Here is a 19,908-nt window from a genome sequence, read left to right as displayed (position 1 = left end):
CCGCACGCGCACCGCAACTTCGCGACAGGGAAGGGCATCTAACCCCCCGTGAATGATCCAGCGCGCATCGGTGGTTACTGGCTGGCCGGACGGCTCGGCGAGGGTGGCCAGGGCGTCGTCCACGAGGCATACGACGGCGAGGGCCACAGGGTCGCCATCAAGGTGCTGCACACCGTCGACGCGCGAGGCCTGGCCAGGGAGGCGACCGCGGCCCAGCGGGTGGCCTCGTTCTGCACGGCCCGGGTCCTGCACGTCGAGACCGAGGGGCCGCGGCCGCACATCGTCTCGGAGTACGTCCAGGGCCCGAGCCTGCGTGCGGCGGGCCGCCTGTTCGCGGGCGACGACCTGTACCGGCTCGCGACCGCCGTGGCCACCGCGCTGACCGCCATCCATGACGCGGGCGTGATCCACCGCGACCTCAAGCCGGACAACGTGCTGCTCAGCCCCGACGGGCCGCGAGTGATCGACTTCGGCATCGCACGGACCGCGGAGATGTCGCTGACCAGGAGCGGTGAGGTCGCCGGCACTCCCAGCTACATGGCCCCGGAGATCTTCACGGGCCAGCGCGCCACGCCGGCGGTGGACGTGTTCGCATGGGGCGCGGTGGTGCTGTTCGCCGCGACCGGCGAGGACCCCTTCCGCGCCGACCACCTCGGCGGCGTCATGCACAGGGTGCTGTCCTCGCAGCCGGACCTGAGCGTCCTGCCGGAACGGCTGGCCCCGCTGGTGGCCGCGGCGATGGCCAAGGATCCGGCCGCCCGGCCGACCGCCCGCGACCTGCTGCTCGCGCTGGTCAGCGCTCCGGTGGCCGGTACCGGGGAGCTGCTGGCGGCCGGCAGCCGCTCGGCCATGGGCCTGCACGTGACGGGCGAAGCCGATCCCGCGCTCGGCACGATCGCCGAGGACGCCTACGGAGGGCTCGGGCCGCGGGAGCGCGAGCTGGTCCCCGAGGTGTTCCTGCGGCTGGTCGCCGTGGACGAGGACGGCCGCGAGACCGTCCGCTGGACGCCCAGGTCGGAACTGCTCGACGGCGGGCGGGACGAGCCGGTCGAGAGGATCCTGCGCGCCTTCTCCTATCTCGTCACCGAGAGGGACGGCATGGTCGCGCTCTCGCGTCCGGCGCTGCTGCGGGCGTGGCCGAGGCTACGCGGGTGGGTGGACTCCGACAGGGCCGGCCTCGCCGTCCTGACCGAGCTCAGCGCGGCCGCAAGGCAGTGGGCCGACCACGGCCGCCGCGACGGCGACCTGCTGCAGGGCAGCCGCCTGGAAAGCGTGCTGAGCTGGGCCGCGACGGGGCGCAAGCACGTCACGCTCACCCCGACGGAGCGCGACTACCTGCGCGCGGGCACCGAGCTGACCAGGAAGCGGGCCCGCAGGCGCAGGCTGACCACCGCGGCGCTGGCCGGCCTGCTCGCCGTCGCGCTGGTGGCGGGCGGGCTCGCGGTGTGGCAGGCCCGGCGCGCCGACGCCCAGCGTGACGCGGCCACGGCCAGGAACGTCGCGATCGAGGCGGCGGCGCTGCGGGCGGGCGATCCGGTCAAGGCGATGCTGCTGACGCTGGCCGCCTGGCGGGTCTCGCCCGGTGTCGACACGCGCTCGGCGCTGGTGTCGTCCTACCAGCAGAGCGAGGTGGCCGCCTTCCACGACCCGCCGGTCGACGGGGTGGCGCTGCGCACGCTCACCCATGACGGGCGCTTCCTGGTCAGCGTGAGCGAGAGCGGCGTGGCGGTCCACGATCTGCGTTCCGGCCGCAGGACGCGCGGCTGGGCCGTACCGGGGATCGGCGGCGAGTACCTGTTCGACGTGTCGGTCAACGGCAGCGGGCGGCGCGTCGCCGTGACGACCGACAAGAGGATCACCGTCTGGGACGTCGCCACGGGACGGCTGGTGGCGCAGAAGGCGATGCCCGAGGGGTCGGGCGGACGCGGCGCCGACTACGGCGACAGCGAGTCCACGCTGGCCGTCAGCCTCACCGACTCGCTGATCTACCTGTGGGACCACGACAGGGGCCGCACGTTCGGCGGCATCCGCGCGCGGGATTCCTTCACGGGCGGCGACCCGCTGGTCGACAGGACCGGACGGCTGCTGCTCGTGCCGGGCGATCCGCCCTTCTCGGCGCTGCGGCTGCCCGCGTGGACCAGGGACGACAGGCTGACGGCCGCCTGCAAGGACCAGCCGCACGCGGCGGCGTTCACCGCCGACGGCACGATGCTGGCCTGCGCGGGACGGGAGATCCAGCTCGTCGACCCCGCGACGGGCAGGCGGCTGCCGCTGCCCGGCGGCGAACACGAGTTCTGGCCCGCGGCGCCGGCGTGCGAGCTGTGCGACGCGGCCGTCAAGGGCCTGCGTTTCAGCCCGGACGGCCGCTACCTGGCCGCGTTCGCCGACCGGTCGCTGCGCGTCTGGGAGGTGGCCGACCAGCGGCAGGTCCTCGCCTACCAGGCCGAGGGCGAGCTGACCGACGCCCGCTTCGACGGCGACGTCCTGCGCTACCTGCTCGACGACACCGTCGTCACGCTCGACCTGCGGCCGCGGGTGAGCGGTTTCCGCACCACCGCCGCCCAGTGGGGCACCGAGCTGAGTCCCGACGGCAGGTGGGCCCTGACCAGGCCGGACGAGAACACGATGGAGCTGTGGGAGCTGGCCGCCCGCCGCAGGGTGTGGCGGATGCGCGCCTCCGGCCGGCCGGTCTTCGACCAGCAGGGCGAGCGGCTGCTCACCATCCCCGAGAGCGGCCGGATGACGCTGTGGGACCTCAGGACGCGGCAGCGGCGGTGGTCGGCGCCCGTGCCCTTCGACAGGCCCGCCGTCCAGGCGGCGTTCACGCGCGACGGCCGGACGCTGGTCCTCACCACCGCCCTCACGGAGACGGACATCAGGATGAGCCGCGTGGACGCGCGCACCGGCCGCGGGCTGGGCACGTCCGCCACACGCGCCGCCGGCGGCGTCCTCACCCCCGACGGGAAGCGGCTGGCGGGCACCGACGGCAGGTTCCACGACGTGGCCACCGGCAGGCCGATCGGCGCCGGGTTCGGCACGGGGGTCGTCGCCGTCAGCGACCAGTCGACGATGGCCGTCAGCGGCGACCGCACCGGCCGGATCGCGCTGCGCCGTCTCGACGGCCAGGCCGCCGCCTCGCCGATGCTGAGAGGCGCGGTCGAGCGGGTCGCGCACATGACCTTCTCTCCTCAGGGTGACCTGCTGGCCACCGTGGGCGACGACCCCGGCACGCTCCAGCTGTGGGACGTGCGGGCCCGGCGGCGGCTCGGCGGCCCGGTCAGCGCGTACGCCGAAGGGCTGCCCGGCGAGGGCGGCCTCGCCTTCAGCCCCGACGGGAAGGCGCTGTACGTCGCCGAGCACGCCGGCCTGATCCACGAGTTCGTGGTGGACCCCGAGCGCATGGCCGGCGCCCTCTGCGAGCGGGCGGGACGCGAGCTGACCGAGCGGGAATGGCGAGAGTCCTTCGAGCAGGTTCCCTATCGCCAACTTTGCAGCTCCTGAGAGCATCCAACACGCCATGGGGGATGCGCTGATCGACGGGGACCCGCAGCGGCTGGGCGGCTACTGGCTCGCCGGACGGGTCGGGGAGGGCGGCCAGGGAGTCGTCTACGAGGGCTACGACGCCCAGGGCGAGCGGGTGGCGATCAAGGTGTTGCGCGGCGACCCCTCGACCCAGCCCCGTCTGGCCAAGGAGGCCGCGGCGGCCCGCCGCGTCCCGGCCTTCTGCACCGCCAGGGTGCTGGAGGCCGACCTGGACGGCCCGCGGCCGTACATCGTCTCGGAGTACGTCGAGGGCCCGAGCCTGCGGCAGGCGGGCCGCGTGTTCGCGGGCGACGAGCTGCACCGGCTGGCCACCGCCATGGCCACCGCGCTGACCGCCATCCATGACGCGGGCGTCGTGCACCGCGACCTCAAGCCGGACAACGTGCTGCTCGGCCCGGACGGGCCGCGCGTCATCGACTTCGGGGTGGCCCGCACGCTGGAGATGTCGCTCACCTCGGCGCAGCTGCTGGCGGGCACGCCCAGCTACATGGCGCCGGAGGTGTTCTCGGGCGAGCGGGCCGGCACGGCCGCCGACGTGTTCGCCTGGGGTGCCACCGTGCTGTTCGCCGCGACCGGGCAGGACCCGTTCCGTGCCGACTCGCTGGGCGCGGTCATGCACCGCGTGCTCTCCCACGAGCCCGACCTGTCGATGCTGCCGGGCCCGCTGCGGGCGCTGGTGGGCGCCGCGCTCGCCAAGGACCCCCGGCAGCGGCCCACCGCCAGGGAGCTGCTGCTGGGGCTGGTCAGCGGGGACGGCCTCGACACCGCCAGGCTGCTGGCCCAGGGCGTGGGCTCGGCCGCGGCCATGGCGGCCCACGGCGGCCGGCCGGCCGCCGACCCCGCGCTCGGCACGCTCGCCGAGGACGCCTACGCCGCGCTCGGCCCCGCCGAGCGGGAGCTGGTGCCCGAGCTGTTCCTGCGCCTGGTGACCGTCACCGAGGACGGCGATCTGGCCGTACGGCAGGCCGCCCGCGCCGAGCTGCCCGACGGCATCGAGCCGGTCCTGCGGGCGTTCGCCTACGTGGTGTCCGGTGGCGACCCCGTCAGGCTGCTGCGTCCGGCTCTTCCGCTGGCCTGGCCGCGGCTGCGCGCGTGGATCCAGGCCGACAGGGACGGCCTGGCCGTGCACCGGCGCATCGCCGCCGCCGCCACGAGCTGGGCCTCCGGCGGGCGCAGGGACGCCGACCTGTTCCACGGCAGCACCCTGGACGCCGCTCAGCGCTGGGCCGCGACGGGCCGCAGGAACATCACGCTCACCCCTGCCGAGCGCGACTTCCTGGAGGCCGGCTCGGCGCTGGTCAGGCGGAGGGGGCGCAGGGTCAGGGCCGTCTCGGTCGCGCTGGCCGTCCTTCTGGTGCTCGCGGTGGCCGCGGGCGGCTTCGCCGTCCAGCAGAGCAGCCAGGTGGCCGAGCAGCGCGACGTGGCCGAGTCGGGACGGCTGGCGGCGCTGGCCGACTCGGTCCGGGCGAAGGACCCGGTGCTGGGCATGCTGCTCGGCGTCGCCGCGCACGACGTCGCGGCCACGCCGCAGGCGATGGCGGCGATGTACCGCGGTCTCACCTCGGCGGCCACCCGGTCGTTCACCGACCCGGCCGCTGTGGCGGTCAGGGTGCTCGGCGCCGACGGCCACCGCCTGTTCAGCGCCTCCGACGGCGAGGTGAGGGTGTGGGACACGCGCACCGGCCGCAGGACGGCCGCCTTCCGGCACCAGGAAGGCGACGTCATCGGGATGGCGGCCAGCCCGTCCGGCCGCACGCTCGCGATCGCCACCGACAAGGAGGGGGTCATGCTGTGGGACGCGGCGACGGGCGCCGCGCGCCGGCCCCGCTACCGGCTCTTCGAGGGCGCGGAACAGATCGACTTCGCCGTGTCGTACAGCGCGTCCGAGGACGTCGTGGTGGTGCGGGTGGGGCAGGGCGCCACGTTCTGGAACACCCGCACGGGAGCGAAGACAGGTGTGCCCACGCTCGGCGGGAACCTGGAGGTGACGCCCGACGGCAGGACGGCGGTGTACACGCTGATGGGTTCCGAGCTGCGCCGCCAGACGTTGCCCGGCGGGCGGGCGGCCACGTTGTCGCGCTGCCCGCGGCTGTGCCAGGACTTCGCCCTGAGCCCGGACGGCGCGAAGGCGGCCGTTCCGGGGCCTGAGGAGGACATCCAGCGTCTGGCCGTCAGCACGGGCAAGGAAACGGACATCAACCTGAGCGGCTGGAAGGGCGGCGCCATCTCCTGGAGCGGGGACGGCAGGCTGATCGCCGCACTGGGCGACAACGGGCTGCAGGTGTGGCGGGCCGGCGACGCCACGATGGTGCTCGACGAGCCCGTCCCGCCCGGCGCCGACCACCTGGCCTTCGATCCCGACGGCCGCACGCTGCGCTACCTCGCCGGTGACACCGTGGTCGGCGTGCCGCTCGATGCGCGCCCGCGCCGCGGCCCGAGCGGGGAGCTGATCAGCCCCGACGGCGGCCGCCTGCTGGCCGGCCGCACGGTGCGCCACCTGGCCACGGGCCGGACGGTCACCCTGAAGGACGAACCCCAGTACCCGCGGGTCTTCAGCGGCACGGGCGCGGCCGTCGCCACGGGCGGCGACGAGAGCGTCTCCGTCCACGACACCGAGACCGGCCGGAGGCTGGCCGAGTTGCCCATGCGCGACGAGGCGCCCCAGGGCCTGGCCTTCAGCCCCGACGGCGCCCGCCTGGCCGTCTCGGCGCAGACCTTCGTCAGCCTGGTCGACCTGAAGAGCGGCAGGCAGATCTGGCGGGCGCCGTCGAACATGGCCGACGAGCTCGCCTTCACCCCTGACGGGCGCCACCTGTCGGTCGGCGACGGCTTCCTGGACGCCGCGACCGGGCGCCCGGCCACCCCGCGGCCGCTCGGCGCGGTGGTGCGAGGGCTGGGCTTCTCCGCCGACGGCACCGTCTTCGGCTGGCCCGACGGCTCGGCCCGCATGGCCTTCTGGCGGCGGGGGACGGCGGGGCCGTCCTCGGCGCCGCTGCGCGACCTGCCCGTCAACCCGGAGCTGACGTTCTCGCCGGACGGCTCGCTCGTCGCCGTCACCGCCATGGACGGGGTGCGGGTGTACGACGTGGCCTCCGGGGTGGTGATCGTCACGGTCAAGGATCCCTCGATCAGCCAGGCGCGGTTCGCCGCGGGCAGGCTGCTGGCGCTGGTCGACGGGAAGCTGGCCGAGTACCCGCTGGACCCGGCCGTGGTGGCGGCGCGGGTGTGCGCGCGGGCCGGGCGGTCGCTGAGCGAGGCGGAATGGGCGGTGTACGTGCCGGGCCTGCCGTACCGGCGGGTGTGCGGGAGGTGAGAGGCGGATGTGCGGCAGGTGAGAAAGGAGCGGCGCCGGGCGACCCGCCCGCATACGCTACGGCCATGACGCTGATCGACGCTCACGCCTTCCCGCTCGCATGACCCTGGCCAGGCTCGTCGCCGTCTGCGCGGCCTGGGGGGTGTTCTGGGGGTCGTGGTCGGCGTTGCTGCCTGCCGTACAGGCCCAGGTCGGGGCGAGCGACGCCGATCTCGGCGTGGCGCTGGCCGGTGTGCCCGCCGGCGCCATCCCGGCGATGGCGCTCACCAGCAGGCTGGTCAGGGGCAGGGAACGCGCGGCGCTGGCCGTCACCACCGTGCTGTTCGCCGTCGCGGTGTCGCTGGTCGGCCTCGTCGGCAGCCCCCTGGCGCTGGGGCTGGCGCTGGTCGGGCTCGGCGCGACCAGCGGGGCGTTCGACATCGCGCTCAACACCGCGACCGGCAGGGCCGAGCGCGAGTCGGGGCGCAGGCTCTTCCAGCCCGTGCACGCCGCCTTCCCCGTCGCCGTGATCGTCGCCGCCCCGGCCACGGGGCTGGCCCGCTCCCTCGGGTACGGCCCCGCGCAGGTGCTGGCCGTCGTCGCGGTCCTGGTGCTGGCCTGCGCGGTCTTCGCCGCCGGCCTCGCGCTCGGCCGGGGCGTCCAGCCGGTCGCCGAGTCCGGGCGGCACGGCGCCTGGCGGCACGCGGTCGTGCTCGGCGCGCTGGCCGCGGGGGCGCTGGTCATCGAGAACTCCGTCGAGCAGTGGTCCGTCCTGCTGCTGGAGGACCATCTGGCCGCGCCCACCCTGCTGGCCAGCGCGGCGCCCGCCGTCTACATGGGCGCGCTCACCGCGGGCCGGCTGGCCGCCCAGGCCCTTCCCAGGCTGGGTCTGCGCACGCTCTACCTCGTGGCGGGACTCGGCGGCGGGGGCGGGATCGCGCTGGCGGGGCTGGCCCCTGTGGCGTGGCTGTCGCTGGCCGGGTTCGGGCTGACCGGGCTGGCGCTCGGGCCGCTGGTGCCGGCCATGCTGAGCAGGGCCGCGGTGGGCGACGAGGACGGCGCGTTGGTCTCGGCCGTGTCCACCTTCTCCTATGCGGGGTTCGTCGCCAGCCCGCTGCTGGTCGCGGCGCTGTCGGCGGCCTTCTCCCTGCCCGTGGCGCTGGCGCTGCTCGGGGTGCTGGCCGTCCCGCTCCTCGGTAGATATTTGACCGATCGTTCTCGATAAGGCATATTCAAGACCACTCGTTCTAGAAAAGGGAGTGGTCATGCGTTTCAAGGGCAAGGTCGTGCTCGTCACCGGAGGCGGCTCCGGCATCGGGCGGGCGAGCGCCCAGGCGTTCGCCGGCGAAGGGGCCACGGTGGTAGTGGCGGGCCGGAGCGTCGAGCCGTTGCTGGAGACGGTGCGACTCGTGGAGGAGGCCGGCGGTACGGCCGGCCACGTGCGGGCCGACGTCACGCGCGCCGCCGACGCCGAGGCGATGGTCGCCGAGGTCGTGGCGAGGTACGGCCGGCTCGACGTCGCCTTCAACAACGCCGGCGTCTTCGCCGGGGGCGCGGTCACCGACCTGGACGAGCGGACATGGGCGCACGTCATGGACGTCAACGTGACGGGCGTGTGGCTGTCGATGAAGTACGAGATCGAGCACATGCGCCGCAACGGGGGCGGCGTCATCGTCAACACCGCCTCCAACCTGGGCGCCCACAAGAGCTACGCCGGACTGGCCGCCTACATCACCTCCAAGGCGGCGGTGAGCGCGCTGACCAGGGCCGCGGCGCTGGAGTACATCGGGGAAGGCGTCCGCATCAACGCCGTCAGCCCCGGCCCCGCCGAGACGGCGATGTCGCTGCGGCCGGGCGAGAGCGAGGCCGAGCGGGCCGAGCGGATGAAGTCGGCGCTGCCGCTCGGCAGGGTGGGCACGCTGGAGGAGATCGCGGGAGCCGTGCTGTACCTGGCCTCGCCCGAAGCCGGTTTCGCCGTGGGCACCGACCTGGTGGTCGACGGCGGCGCCTCCGTCTGACCGCCACCACGTAGATCATCGGCCAAGAGTCGGCGCGGAGGACGAATGCATTCCTCCCTCGGGGTATCTCCGCTGAAGTAACCCCGGGATCGGAGGACCGACATGGCCGTCTGCGAAGTGTGCGGGAACGACTACGACATGAGTTTCGAGGTGCACGCCCAGGGCGCGGTGCACACCTTCGACTCCTTCCAGTGCGCCATCCAGGCGATGGCCCCCATCTGCGAGCACTGCGGACAGAAGATCATCGGGCACGGCGTGGAGGCCAACCGCCGCTGGTACTGCTGCGCCCACTGCGCCCGGCAGGAGGGGGCGACGGCGATCGTCGACAGGGTCATGGCGGGGACGTCCGCTTAGGTGGACACTGGCCTTGTGTCCGACTTTGACGTACTGGTCGTGGGCTCGGGCCCTGGCGGGCAGAAGGCCGCCATCGCCGCCGCCAAGCTCGAACGACGCGTGGCCGTGGTCGAACGCCGCAACATGATCGGCGGCGTGTGCATCAACACCGGCACCATCCCGTCCAAGACGCTGCGCGAGGCCGTGCTCTACCTGACCGGTCTCAACCAGCGGGAGATGTACGGCCAGAGCTACCGCGTCAAGGACGAGGTCACCGTGGGCGACCTCGGCATCCGCACGCAACACGTGATCGGGCGCGAGGTCGACGTGATCCGCAGCCAGCTGTCACGCAACCACGTGGCCGTCCTCAACGGGACGGGCCGCTTCGTCGACCCGCACACCGTCAGCGTCGTCGACGAGCACGGCAACGACGTCAAGGTCACCGCCGACAAGATCGTCGTCGCGGTCGGCACCAGGCCCGCGCGTCCCGCCTCCGTCGAGTTCGACGAGCAGACCGTCATCGACTCTGACGGCATCCTCAACCTGCCGTCGGTGCCCGACTCGCTGGTCGTGGTCGGCGCGGGCGTCATCGGCATCGAGTACGCCAGCATGTTCGCCGCGCTCGGCACCAAGGTCACGGTCGTCGAGCGGCGCGAACGCATGCTCGACTTCTGCGACCTGGAGATCGTCGAGGCGCTGAAGTACCACCTGCGCGACCTGGCCGTCACCTTCCGCTTCGGCGAGACCGTCGCCGCCGTCGAACGCCGTCCCCGCGGCGCGATCACCCTGCTGGAGAGTGGCAAGAAGATCCCCGCCGCGACCGTCATGTACTCGGCGGGACGCCACGGCATGACCGACGACCTGGGGCTGGCGGCCGCCGGCCTGACCGCCGACGACCGCGGGCGCATCACCGTCGACGCGGTCTACCGTACGGCGGTGCCGCACATCTACGCCGTCGGCGACGTCATCGGCTTCCCCTCGCTGGCGGCGACCTCCATGGAACAGGGCCGCATCGCCGCCCACCACGCCTGCGGCGAGCCCCTCGGCGGCCTGTCGACCCTGCAGCCCATCGGCATCTACACCATTCCCGAGATCTCCTTCATCGGGCAGACCGAGGACGAGCTGACGCATTCGCACGTGCCGTTCGAGGTCGGCATCTCCCGCTACCGCGAGCTTGCCCGCGGCCAGATCATCGGCGACACGTACGGCATGCTGAAGCTGCTGGTCTCGCCCGAGGACCGGTCGCTGCTGGGCGTGCACGTGTTCGGCACGGGGGCGACGGAGCTGCTGCACATCGGGCAGGCGGTGATGGGCTGCGGCGGGACGATCGACTACCTGGTGGACGCGGTGTTCAACTACCCGACGCTGGCCGAGTCGTACAAGGTGGCGGCGCTGGACGCGATGAACAAGCTGCGCAGGGTGGCGAAGTTCGAGCTCTGAGCGAGAACGGCACGCGACAGGAGAATGTCGGCGGCGGCGTGACGGAGTCTGTCAGGGTATGGCTTATGGATCTCCATGACGCCAAGCGGCTGGCCCGGGCGCTCGACGAGCTCATCACGACCGCGCGCCAGACGATCAGCGAGGAGAGGGAGCCGCCCGAACTGGTGACCCGGGTCACCGCGCACCTGGGGTGCGATCTGCGGCACATCGTCAACGTCGCCGAGAACCTTCCGGGCTGGGAGCACGTCAACCTCCAGCGCGGTGTGGACTCCTACCTGGCCGCGCACAGCCCGCAGGCCGAGTGGTTCGGCATCGCCGGGCACGGCCGCGAGCACGAGGACATCGTCAACATGCTGGCCGGCGCCGCGCGTGGCTGGGAGCGGTACGAGCCCGGCGCGGTGGACTACGCCACGGCGGCGGTGGGGCCCGACGAGACCACCGAGGTCGTCTCGCTCGGCCTCGTGCTCGCCCGCTCTCCCGACGGCGCCCCGGTGGTGGTCGGCCTGCGCGGGGCACGGGAGCACACCCCGCAGTGCCGGCTCGTCGTGCTGGCGAAGGACCGGCCGAGCGCCACCCGCGCCCGCGACGAGATCTCGCGGCGCATGCGCGAGAACGACGTCTACCAGGGGCAGGTCCTGTCGTTCGAGTGGAGCGAGCATCGCGGCAACGACCTGGTGACGTTCCTGCCCCGGCCCCGCATGACCGCCGATCAGGTGATCCTGCCGGGTGACGTGCTGGCCACGATCGAACGGCACATCGTGGAGATCGGGGAGCACGCCGTACGGCTGCGCGCCAACGGCCAGCACCTCAAGCGCGGCCTGCTGCTGCACGGGCCGCCCGGCACCGGCAAGACCCACACCGTCCGCTACCTGATGGGCCGGATGCGCGACTGCACCGTGATCGTCATGACCGGCTCGGCGATCAGGTACGTCACCCAGGCCGCGGGGCTGGCCAGGCGGCTGCAGCCGGCGATCGTCGTCCTGGAGGACGTCGACCTGGTCGCCCGCGACCGCTCCTACACCGCCGACGGCAACCCGCTGCTGTTCGCGCTGCTCGACGCGATGGACGGGGTGGGCGCCGACGCCGACGTGACGTTCGTGCTCACCACCAACCGCGCCGATGTCCTGGAGCGGGCCCTGGCCGACCGGCCCGGACGGGTCGACCTGGCCGTCGAGATCCCCAAGCCGGACGCCGGAGGCCGTGCCGCCCTGCTCCGGCTGTACGCCGGGGACCTGCGCCTTGAGGCCGACCTGGAACCGATCGTGGCCAGGACGGAGGGCGCCACCGCGTCGTTCTTCAAGGAACTGCTGCGCCGTGCCGTTCTCGCCGCCCTTCCCGGGAGCGGCACGGCGACCGTGCCCACGCTCACCGGCGCGCACCTCGGCCGCGCCCTCGACGACATGCTCGACGAGCGCGCGGCACTGACCAGGGCCCTGCTCGGCTCGGGTGAGCGCGTCCACCACCCCGGCGCGGACGACGACGAGCCGTTCCCCGAGCCCGCGCCTTACCTGCCGGGCCTGCCGGGCGGCCCGCATCCCGGCTCGACCGTGGGTTTCCACGACTTCTGATCCGCCGCCCCGCCGGGGGCGCGGCGGCAGGGCGGGCGGCGGGGACGAGCAGGCCGCGTGCCAGGATGGCGGCATCGCCCGAGACACGGGAAGGAGCGTCCATGACCGACCGCTTCGAGACCTTGATCGACCGGCAGATCCGCGAAGCGCAGGAGCCCGGCGAGTTCGACGACCTGCCGGGCGCCGGCAAGCCGCTGCCGAACAGGGACGAGCTGAACGACGAGCTCTGGTGGGTGAAGCGCAAGCTCGCCGGCGCCCGCCGGGGCGGCGGGTCCTGACGTCGGGGTCGGCGGATTGGTCGGCGGGCGCCGGCTGCGGCATGATGGGGCCAGCCTGGCCGATCGTCGGAGGCTGATCTTGATCTCTTCCTCAGCGGGCCCGCGGCCCGCCGACTTCACCGACGTCAGGGCGACCAACCTCGCCGTCGTCCTCCGCTTCGTGCGTGACAAGGCGCCGTGCTCGCGGGCCGACATCGCCGCCTCGACCGGGCTCAACAAGGCGACCGTGTCCAGCCTGGTCGCCGACCTGATCGAGCGGCGGCTCGTGCGCGAGGTGGGCCTGACGGAGAACCGCGTCGGACGGCCGGCCACCATGCTGGTCCTGGACGGCTCGCCGTACGCGTCGGTCGGCCTCGAGGTCAACGTCGACTACCTCACCGCGGTCGCGGTCGACCTGTCGGGGGAGCGGCTGCTGTCGTGGCGGCGCTCCTTCCCCGGAGCGACGGCGACCGCCGCGCAGGCCGTGTCCGCGGTCGCCGCTCTCACCAGGCGGGTCATCAGCCGCATGAGCCGCGACCGGCGGCAGGTACTCGGCGTGGCGGTCGCCGTTCCCGGCCTGATCGGCACCAGCGGCACGGTCGTGGTGGCGCCCAACCTCGGCTGGCGCGAGGTGGACCTCGCGGGTGACTTGGCCACGGCGCTCCGCGACCCCGGCTTCCCCATCCAGGTCGAGAACGACGCGAACCTCGCGGTCCTGGCCGAGCACCGGTTCGGTCCGCTGAGCGGCACGCCGAACCTGGTCTACCTGACCGGCGAGGTGGGCGTCGGCGCCGGTGTCGTCCTCGACGGACGGCTGCGGCGCGGCGGCCAGGGCTTCAGCGGGGAGATCGGGCACATCCAGATCGACCCCGAGGGGCCCGCGTGCCGCTGCGGCCGTACCGGCTGCCTCGAGGCGGTCGCCGGCATCGGGGTGTTCGTCTCGGCCACCGACCCCGCGGAGGTGGAGCCGGAGATCCGGGAGGTCGTCCGCCGGGCGAAGGCGGGCGACCGGCCGACCCTCGACCTGCTCGCCAGGGTCGGGCGTGACCTCGGCAGGGGCATCGCGATCGTCACGAACCTGCTCAACCCCGAGGCGGTCATCCTGGGCGGCTACTACGTGCCGCTCGCCCCGTGGCTGCTGCCCGCGGCCACGGCCGAAGCCTGCGACCGCACCCTCGCCGGCGACCTGGGCGGGTGCCGGATCGTCGCCTCCACCCTGGGGTACGGCGCGGCGGCCCTCGGCGGGGCGGCGCGCGTCCTCGACTCGGTCGACTCGGGCCGCCTCCCCGCCCTCCAGGCCTCGTGACCCCCGGACGGCGATACGCCCGGGGGTATCCAGAGGTCATGGGCCGGCCTGCCGTACGGCGTTTCGGAGGTCAGGCGCCCGGGGCGGGTCGGCGCAGGCGGGTCATGGCGGCCTCGACGTCGGCGCCGCCCGCCCGGTTGTAGGGCAGCCTGGACAGCAGCATGCCCATGGCGCAGGTGTCGGTGACGGCGGCCACCGCCAGGCCCGTCCCGACGAGCCCGGCCACGACCACCGCGGCGGGGATCCAGAGGCTCGCCACGACGGAGGCGACCACGATGGTCCCCGCGACGAGGCGGACCTGCCGCTCCAGCGCCCAGCGTGGCCGGCCGCGGTTGACCGGCGCGCCGGAGGCGATCCAGGCGTTCATGCCGCCGTCCAGGACCACGACGTCGGCGGGCCCGGCGCCGGCGAGCGCCGTTCCGGCACGTTCGGCGCGGCTGCCGGACTGGCACACGAGGAGCAGGCGGCCGCCCGCGTCGGCGACGATGCGCCGCCGGTGGGCCTCCACCTGGTCGAGGGGCAGGTTGACGGCGCCGTCGATGTGCGCGGAGGCGAACTCGGCCGGGGTACGGACGTCCACGACGAGGACGCCGGGGTCGGCCGCGACCAGCGCTCGGGCGGAGGCGGCGTCGATACGTGACACGGGGTTTCTCCTGTTCTGTCGAAGGTGGGGCGCGGGCGTCAGGCGCTCGCGCGCGTCTCCAGCGCGGCTGCGACCTCACGGACGCCGGCGCCGGTGAGCGCGATCGCCCGGTAGCCCTCGCCGGCGAGGCGGCCTGCCGCGATGCTCGCGCGGCGTCCGGAGACGCAGGCGACCAGCACCGGTCGTGCCGGGTCGAGCTCGCCGGGAACGCCCAGGGTGAACAGCTCGGGCAGGAAGCGCTCGGCCGCGCCCTCCAGCCGCTTCTCCTCCCGCTCGCCGGGCATCCGCACGTCCAGCAGCTGGGCGTCCGGCTGGGCGGCCCGCTCGACGAAGGCGTCGAGCTCCAGCAGCTCGTAGGTCTGCGTGGCGGCCTCGCCGAGGTCGCGGACGACGCCCTGGACGGTGTCGACGCCGATCCTGGCGAGCTGGGTGACGGCCTCGGCGACGTCCTGCCCCGGCTCGGCGACCAGCGTGATCGGCTCCTGGTGGGGCAGCAGCCACCCCGCCCAGCTGCCGAAGTCCTCGTCCAGCTCGATGCCGACCGAGCCGGGCAGCATGCCGAGCGCCTGTGCCCGGCGGGGCCGCAGGTCGACCACGTGAGAGCCGGCGGGGATGTCGGCCACGCCGAGATCGGGAACCGCCACGGACGGCATGGGCGGCACGCCGAACGTGTTGGCCGGCCCCATGTGCGCGTAGAAGGCGGGGATGGGCATGGGGTGGGCCAGCAGTTCGTCGGCGAACCTCTCGGGCTCGTCGATGGTCAGGAGCGGGTTGCCGGCGCGTTCGGCCCCGATGGTGGAGGTCAGCCGGCCGGCGCCGGTGGCCGTGCAGAAGGAGCCCTCGCCGTGCGTGGGGTACAGGCCGACGCCGGGCGGCAGGGCGGCCAGGCGGTGCAGCGAGCGGTGCTGCATGCGGGCCAGCGTGCGGGCGCGCTCGGGGCCGAGCAGGTCGGGACGTCCGGCCGAGGCGACCAGCAGGCTGCCGCCGGAGAACACCGCGACCGGCTCGCCGTCGACCAGCACCAGGTAGCTGGTGTGCTCGGGAGTGTGGCCAGGGGTGTGGACCGGGCGGATGGTCAGGCCCGTCCCGCCGTCGATGTCCTCCAGGTGGAAGGCGGGGGTGTGCCGGTAGGCGGCCGCCGCGGCGGCGGGCAGGACCAGCTCGGCGCCGGTGCGCAGGGCGGCCTGCTCGGCGCCGGAGACGTAGTCGTTGTGCAGGTGCGTCTCCAGCACGAACCGCAGCTCCACGTCGCGCACGGCGGCGGCGCGCAGGAAGCGGTCGATGTCGCGCTGGGGATCGACCAGGACGCCGCGGCCCTCGTGCGACAGCAGGTAGGTCTGGTCGCCCAGGCCGGGCGTACGGAACGACGTGATCTCCATCCCGTCTCCTCTCTGATACCCCTGGGGGTATCCTTCGGGCAAAAAAGTGCGGCCGCGGGCGCGCGGCCGCCGGGCTAGGCGAGGGCCAGGAAGAGCTTCTCCAGCTCGCTGACGCTCATGGGGGGCTGGTCGCCGCGGTTCTGGGCGTCCTGGCAGTGGCGCAGGCCGGTCGCGACGATCTTGAAGCCGGCCCGGTCCAGGGCCTTGGAGACGGCGGCGAGCTGGGTGAGCACCTTCGTACAGTCCTCGCCCGCCTCGATCATCGCGATCACCCCGGCCAGCTGGCCGTGTGCCCGCTTCAGCCGGGTCAGCGCGTCGCCGACCATGCCCTCGTTCAGCTCCATGCTTCGACTATACCCCCGGGGGCATCCGGCAAGGCAAATCGGAGCCGATGGGAGGCTTCGGTGATCCGGATGATTAGGTTAGGCTCACCTTAGTGCGAACCCCCGCGCGCGACGACCGGAGGAACCCCGGGTGCCCTGCGAAGGCCGTGACGTCCTGCGACGTGCCATCACCGGACAGTGGAGACAGACCGCGAGCGGAGCGCTGCTCGCCGCGAGCCATCAGACCGGCGAGGCCCTGGTCCCCGTCGTGGTCGGCGTGGTGATCGACCAGGCGATCTCCGGCGGTGACGGCGGTGCGCTCGCCGGCTGGATCGCCGTCCTCGCGCTCACCTTCGCCGGGCTGTCGTTCAGCTACCGCTTCAGCGCCCGCGCCGCGGAGAAGGCCGCCGAGCTGGCCGCCCACGAGCTGCGCCTGGCGCTGACCAGCCGGGTACTGGCGCCAGGGGCGGGCGCCGAGACCGGCCGGCTGCCGGGCGAGCTGGTCTCCGTCGCCACCTCCGACGCCAAGCGGGTGGGCGCCGTCAACGTCGCCCTGACCGCGGGCGTCGCGGCCCTGGCCGGGCTGGTGGCCGGCGGCGTGGCGCTGCTGATGGTGTCGGTACCGCTCGGCCTGCTGGTCCTGCTGGGCGTCCCGCCGCTGCTGGCGCTGGCGCACCTGCTCGGCAAGCCGCTGGAACGGCGCAGCGGCGCCGAGCAGGAACGCGCCGCGCGCGCCTCGGGCGTGGCGGCCGACCTGGTCGCAGGACTGCGGGTGCTCAAGGGCATCGGCGCCGAGCGGGCGGCGGTCGACAGGTACCGGCGGACCAGCCGCGACGCCCTGGCCGCGACCGTGCGGGCGGCCAGGGCGCAGGCCTGGCACGACGGCGGCATGCTGATCCTCACCGGCGTCTTCCTCGCGATCGTGGCGCTGGTGGGCGGGCGGCTGGCCGCGCAGGGCGACATCAGCGTCGGCCAGCTGGTGGCGGCGGTCGGGCTGGCCCAGTTCCTGCTCACCCCGCTGTCGATCCTGGCCTGGGCCAACGGCGAGCTGGCCCAGGGCCGGGCGTCGGCCGCCAGGATCGCCTCCGTGCTGGCCGCGCCGCCGGCGGTGGCGGGGGGCTCGCGCGAGCTGCCCGAGGTCGTGCGCGGCGGGCTGGTGATCAAGGACGTCTCCCACGGCGCCCTGCGCGGGCTGAGCGCCGAGGTGGCGCCGGGGGAGCTGCTGGGTGTCGTCACGACCGACCCGGCGGTGGCCACAGCGCTGCTGCAGGTGCTCGGCCGGACGGCCGACCCGGGGTCGGGCACCGTCGAGCTGGACGGGGTGCCGCTGTCGAGCGTCGAGCCCGCACGGGTGCGCCGGGCGATCGTGGTGGCCGCGCACGACGCGGACCTGTTCGAGGGCACCCTGCTGGACAACGTCGCCGCGGCCGCGCAGGATGACGCCCTCCTGCCGGAGGACGTCGCCGCCGCCCAGGGTGACGGCCTCCTGCCGGAGAAGGGCGCCACCGCTCAGGGTGACGGCCTCCTGCCGGAGAAGGGCGACGCCGCCGCGCGGTCCGGCCACGGCCCGGTGTCCCGTGCCGTGGTCTCGGCGATGGCGGCGGCGGCCGCGGACCAGGTCGCGGCGGCGCTGCCGGACGGCGCGCACACCCTGCTCACCGAGCGCGGGCTGTCGCTGTCGGGCGGCCAGCGCCAGCGGGTGGCGCTGGCCAGAGCGCTGGCCGCCGCCCCTCCGGTGCTGGTCCTGCACGACCCGACCACCGCGGTCGACGCGGCCACCGAGGCCGCGATCGCCCAGGGGATCAGGACGGCCAGGGCGGGGCGCACCACGGTCATGGTGGCCACCAGCCCGGCGCTGCTGGCGGCGGCCGACAGGGTGATCTTCCTGGACGGTGACCTGGTGACGGACGGCACCCACGCCGACCTCGTCCAGGAGCACGAGACCTACCGGGCGGCGGTGCTGACGTGACGGCCGCGAAGAGCGAGCAGGCGACGACGGAGGAGGCGCGGCACGTGACCGCTGAGGAGAGCAGGCCCGCGCCCGGCGGCGCCCCGGCGAAGGGCGGGGAGCGCGAGCTGCTGCCCACCGCCACCGCGGCACGCACCAGGGCGGCGGTGTGGCGGCTGGCCCGCCCGCACCGGGTCACCGCGTTGGCCGGCTTCGCCGTCCTGATCGTGGCGACCGGCGTCGGCCTGCTCACCGCGCCGGTGCTCGGCCACATCATCGACCTGGTCGTCCAGGGCAGGCCCGCGGACGCGGTCACCGAGCCGGTCGTCTGGCTGGTGGCGATCGCGGCCGGCCAGGGCGTGGCGAGCGCCGTCGGCGTCTCGCTCGTGGCCAGGCTGGGCGAGGGGATGCTCGCCACCCTGCGCGAACGCTTCGTCGACAGGGCGCTGCGGCTGCCCCTGGAGCAGGTCGAGCGGGCCGGCTCCGGCGACCTGACCGCCCGCGTCACCGGCGACGTGGCGGTAATCACCAACGCGGTCCGCGACGCGCTGCCCGCGCTGGCCCGTTCGCTGCTGACGATCGTCCTGACCCTGGCCGGCATGGCGGTCCTCGACTGGCGCTTCCTGCTCGTCGCGCTGCTCGCGGTGCCGATCCAGGCGCACACGCTGCGCTGGTACGTGCGCCGCGCCGTCCCGCTGTACGCGGCGCAGCGGGTGGCCGTCGGCGCGCAGCAGCAGCAACTGCTCGGCACGGTCGGCGGCGCGCCGACCGTCAGGGCGTTCGGGCTGGCCGAGCGGCACGTCGGCCTGGTGGGGGTCGGCTCGCGGGCCGCGGTCGACCTGGCGGTGGCCGGGGTCAGGCTGGTCACCCGGTTCTACGCCAGGCTCAACCTGGCCGAGTGGGTCGGGCTGTCGGCGGTGCTGGTGACCGGCTTCCTGCTGGTGCGCGGCGGCGGCGTCACGGTCGGTACGGCAGGCGCCGCCGCGCTGTACTTCCACAGCCTGTTCACCCCGATCAACATCGCGCTGGGCCTGGTCGACGACGCGCAGGCGGCGGGGGCGGGCCTGGCCAGACTGGTGGGCGTGGTGGAGGCCGCCCCCGCGCCCGCCCCGCCGCTCGCCTCGGGCACGGCCGCGCCTGAGGTGCGCGTCCGTGACGTCGGGTACGCCTACCGCGGCGGCCGTCCGGTGCTGCGCGGGGTCTGCCTGGACATCGCCGCGGGGGAGACGGTGGCGCTGGTGGGCGCCAGCGGGGCGGGCAAGACCACGCTGGCCAAGCTGATCGCGGGCATCCACCCGCCCGGCAGCGGCTCGATCGGCGTCGGGGGCGGGGGCCGCGACGTCGCGCTGCTCACCCAGGAGGTGCACGTCTTCGCCGGCCCGCTCGCCGACGACCTGCGGCTGGCCAAGCCGGACGCCGAGGAGGCCGAGCTGGTCGCCGCGCTCGACCGTGTCGGCGCGCTGGCGTGGGCGCGGGCGCTGCCGGAGGGGCTCGGCACGGTGGTGGGCGACAGCGGCCACCGGCTCACCGCGGCCCAGGCCCAGCAGCTGGCGCTGGCCCGGCTGGTGCTCGCCGACCCTCCGGTGGTGGTGCTGGACGAGGCGACGGCCGAGGCGGGCAGCGCGGGCGCGAGGGCGCTGGAGGCGTCGGCGGCGGCCGCGATCGAGGGCAGGACCGCGCTGGTCGTCGCCCACCGGCTCACCCAGGCCGCGGCCGCGGACCGCGTCGTGCTGCTGGAGGAGGGCCGGGTGGCCGAGACAGGCACGCACGACGAGCTCGTGCGGGCCGGCGGCCGCTACGCGACCCTGTGGGCCGCCTGGTCCGGCCACCGCCAGGGGTGACCGGACCAGGCCGGCGG

At 74.5% G+C, this 19,908-nt stretch carries 14 protein-coding genes; 11 read left to right on the top strand and 3 right to left on the bottom strand.

The window, feature by feature from the left end; genetic code table 11:
- The first annotated feature begins 48 nt into the window (after positions 1–48).
- The 9 genes from ACWENQ_RS14510 to ACWENQ_RS14470 all read left to right on the top strand — a co-directional run bounded on the left by ACWENQ_RS14510 (position 49) and on the right by ACWENQ_RS14470 (position 13,757).
- Positions 49–3,501 carry a WD40 repeat domain-containing serine/threonine protein kinase gene (locus ACWENQ_RS14510; protein WP_452414479.1) on the top strand — a complete coding sequence of 1,151 codons (3,453 nt, stop codon included), beginning with the start codon at positions 49–51 and terminating at the stop codon, positions 3,499–3,501.
- A 16-nt stretch (positions 3,502–3,517) separates the two neighbouring features.
- The gene (locus ACWENQ_RS14505) at positions 3,518–6,856 is read left to right on the top strand and encodes a protein kinase domain-containing protein (protein ID WP_452414478.1); all 3,339 of its coding nucleotides are present in this window, start codon (positions 3,518–3,520) and stop codon (positions 6,854–6,856) included.
- Between the two features lie 100 nt (positions 6,857–6,956).
- On the top strand, positions 6,957–8,060 hold the full coding sequence (locus ACWENQ_RS14500) for a hypothetical protein (RefSeq protein ID WP_449927822.1): 1,104 nt from the start codon (positions 6,957–6,959) through the stop codon (positions 8,058–8,060).
- A gap of 40 nt (positions 8,061–8,100) precedes the next feature.
- Complete coding sequence (locus ACWENQ_RS14495; RefSeq protein WP_452414476.1) at positions 8,101–8,853, top strand: SDR family NAD(P)-dependent oxidoreductase; 753 nt, start codon at positions 8,101–8,103, stop codon at positions 8,851–8,853.
- 102 nt (positions 8,854–8,955) lie between these two features.
- Complete coding sequence (locus ACWENQ_RS14490) at positions 8,956–9,207, top strand: hypothetical protein (protein ID WP_354905185.1); 252 nt, start codon at positions 8,956–8,958, stop codon at positions 9,205–9,207.
- A 15-nt stretch (positions 9,208–9,222) separates the two neighbouring features.
- Positions 9,223–10,626, top strand: a complete 1,404-nt coding sequence (gene sthA, locus ACWENQ_RS14485) for a Si-specific NAD(P)(+) transhydrogenase (RefSeq protein ID WP_449927825.1) — start codon at positions 9,223–9,225, stop codon at positions 10,624–10,626.
- 65 nt (positions 10,627–10,691) lie between these two features.
- Complete coding sequence (locus ACWENQ_RS14480; protein ID WP_452414474.1) at positions 10,692–12,194, top strand: AAA family ATPase; 1,503 nt, start codon at positions 10,692–10,694, stop codon at positions 12,192–12,194.
- A gap of 101 nt (positions 12,195–12,295) precedes the next feature.
- Positions 12,296–12,472 (top strand): DnaJ family domain-containing protein, encoded by a 177-nt coding sequence (locus ACWENQ_RS14475; RefSeq protein WP_452414473.1) that lies wholly within the window; start codon positions 12,296–12,298, stop codon positions 12,470–12,472.
- A gap of 79 nt (positions 12,473–12,551) precedes the next feature.
- Positions 12,552–13,757, top strand: a complete 1,206-nt coding sequence (locus tag ACWENQ_RS14470) for an ROK family transcriptional regulator (RefSeq protein WP_449927830.1) — start codon at positions 12,552–12,554, stop codon at positions 13,755–13,757.
- A 70-nt stretch (positions 13,758–13,827) separates the two neighbouring features.
- Here the strand turns inward: ACWENQ_RS14470 and ACWENQ_RS14465 are convergent, their stop codons facing one another.
- From ACWENQ_RS14465 to ACWENQ_RS14455, 3 genes are all read right to left on the bottom strand, one after another.
- Complete coding sequence (locus ACWENQ_RS14465; protein WP_452414472.1) at positions 13,828–14,400, bottom strand: rhodanese-like domain-containing protein; 573 nt, start codon at positions 14,398–14,400, stop codon at positions 13,828–13,830.
- 38 nt (positions 14,401–14,438) lie between these two features.
- Positions 14,439–15,779, bottom strand: a complete 1,341-nt coding sequence (locus ACWENQ_RS14460; protein ID WP_452414471.1) for an MBL fold metallo-hydrolase — start codon at positions 15,777–15,779, stop codon at positions 14,439–14,441.
- Positions 15,780–15,853: 74 nt separating this feature from the next.
- On the bottom strand, positions 15,854–16,123 hold the full coding sequence (locus tag ACWENQ_RS14455) for a metal-sensitive transcriptional regulator (RefSeq protein ID WP_354905167.1): 270 nt from the start codon (positions 16,121–16,123) through the stop codon (positions 15,854–15,856).
- Between the two features lie 130 nt (positions 16,124–16,253).
- Between ACWENQ_RS14455 and ACWENQ_RS14450 the strand changes: the two genes are divergently transcribed.
- Together ACWENQ_RS14450 and ACWENQ_RS14445 are read left to right on the top strand one after the other, a co-directional pair.
- A complete protein-coding gene (locus tag ACWENQ_RS14450) occupies positions 16,254–18,071 on the top strand; it encodes an ABC transporter transmembrane domain-containing protein (protein WP_452414470.1) in 1,818 nt (605 codons plus the stop codon).
- On the top strand, positions 18,068–19,891 hold the full coding sequence (locus tag ACWENQ_RS14445) for an ABC transporter ATP-binding protein (protein WP_452414469.1): 1,824 nt from the start codon (positions 18,068–18,070) through the stop codon (positions 19,889–19,891). Before ACWENQ_RS14450 ends, ACWENQ_RS14445 begins: the two co-directional genes overlap by 4 nt.
- The last annotated feature ends 17 nt before the right edge of the window (positions 19,892–19,908 follow it).

It is taken from the genome of Nonomuraea sp. NPDC004354, assembly GCF_053602555.1.
This window is presented reverse-complemented; position numbering and strand designations above follow the sequence as displayed.

Bases quoted from the DNA above. Each gene is read 5' to 3' on its own strand.
- ACWENQ_RS14505 (WP_452414478.1), top strand. From the start codon at position 3,518: ATGGGGGATGCGCTGATCGACGGGGACCCGCAGCGGCTGGGCGGCTAC.
- ACWENQ_RS14500 (WP_449927822.1), top strand. From the start codon at position 6,957: ATGACCCTGGCCAGGCTCGTCGCCGTCTGCGCGGCCTGGGGGGTGTTC.
- ACWENQ_RS14495 (WP_452414476.1), top strand. From the start codon at position 8,101: ATGCGTTTCAAGGGCAAGGTCGTGCTCGTCACCGGAGGCGGCTCCGGC.
- ACWENQ_RS14490 (WP_354905185.1), top strand. From the start codon at position 8,956: ATGGCCGTCTGCGAAGTGTGCGGGAACGACTACGACATGAGTTTCGAG.
- ACWENQ_RS14480 (WP_452414474.1), top strand. From the start codon at position 10,692: ATGGATCTCCATGACGCCAAGCGGCTGGCCCGGGCGCTCGACGAGCTC.
- ACWENQ_RS14475 (WP_452414473.1), top strand. From the start codon at position 12,296: ATGACCGACCGCTTCGAGACCTTGATCGACCGGCAGATCCGCGAAGCG.
- ACWENQ_RS14460 (WP_452414471.1), bottom strand. From the start codon at position 15,779: ATGGAGATCACGTCGTTCCGTACGCCCGGCCTGGGCGACCAGACCTAC.
- ACWENQ_RS14455 (WP_354905167.1), bottom strand. From the start codon at position 16,123: ATGGAGCTGAACGAGGGCATGGTCGGCGACGCGCTGACCCGGCTGAAG.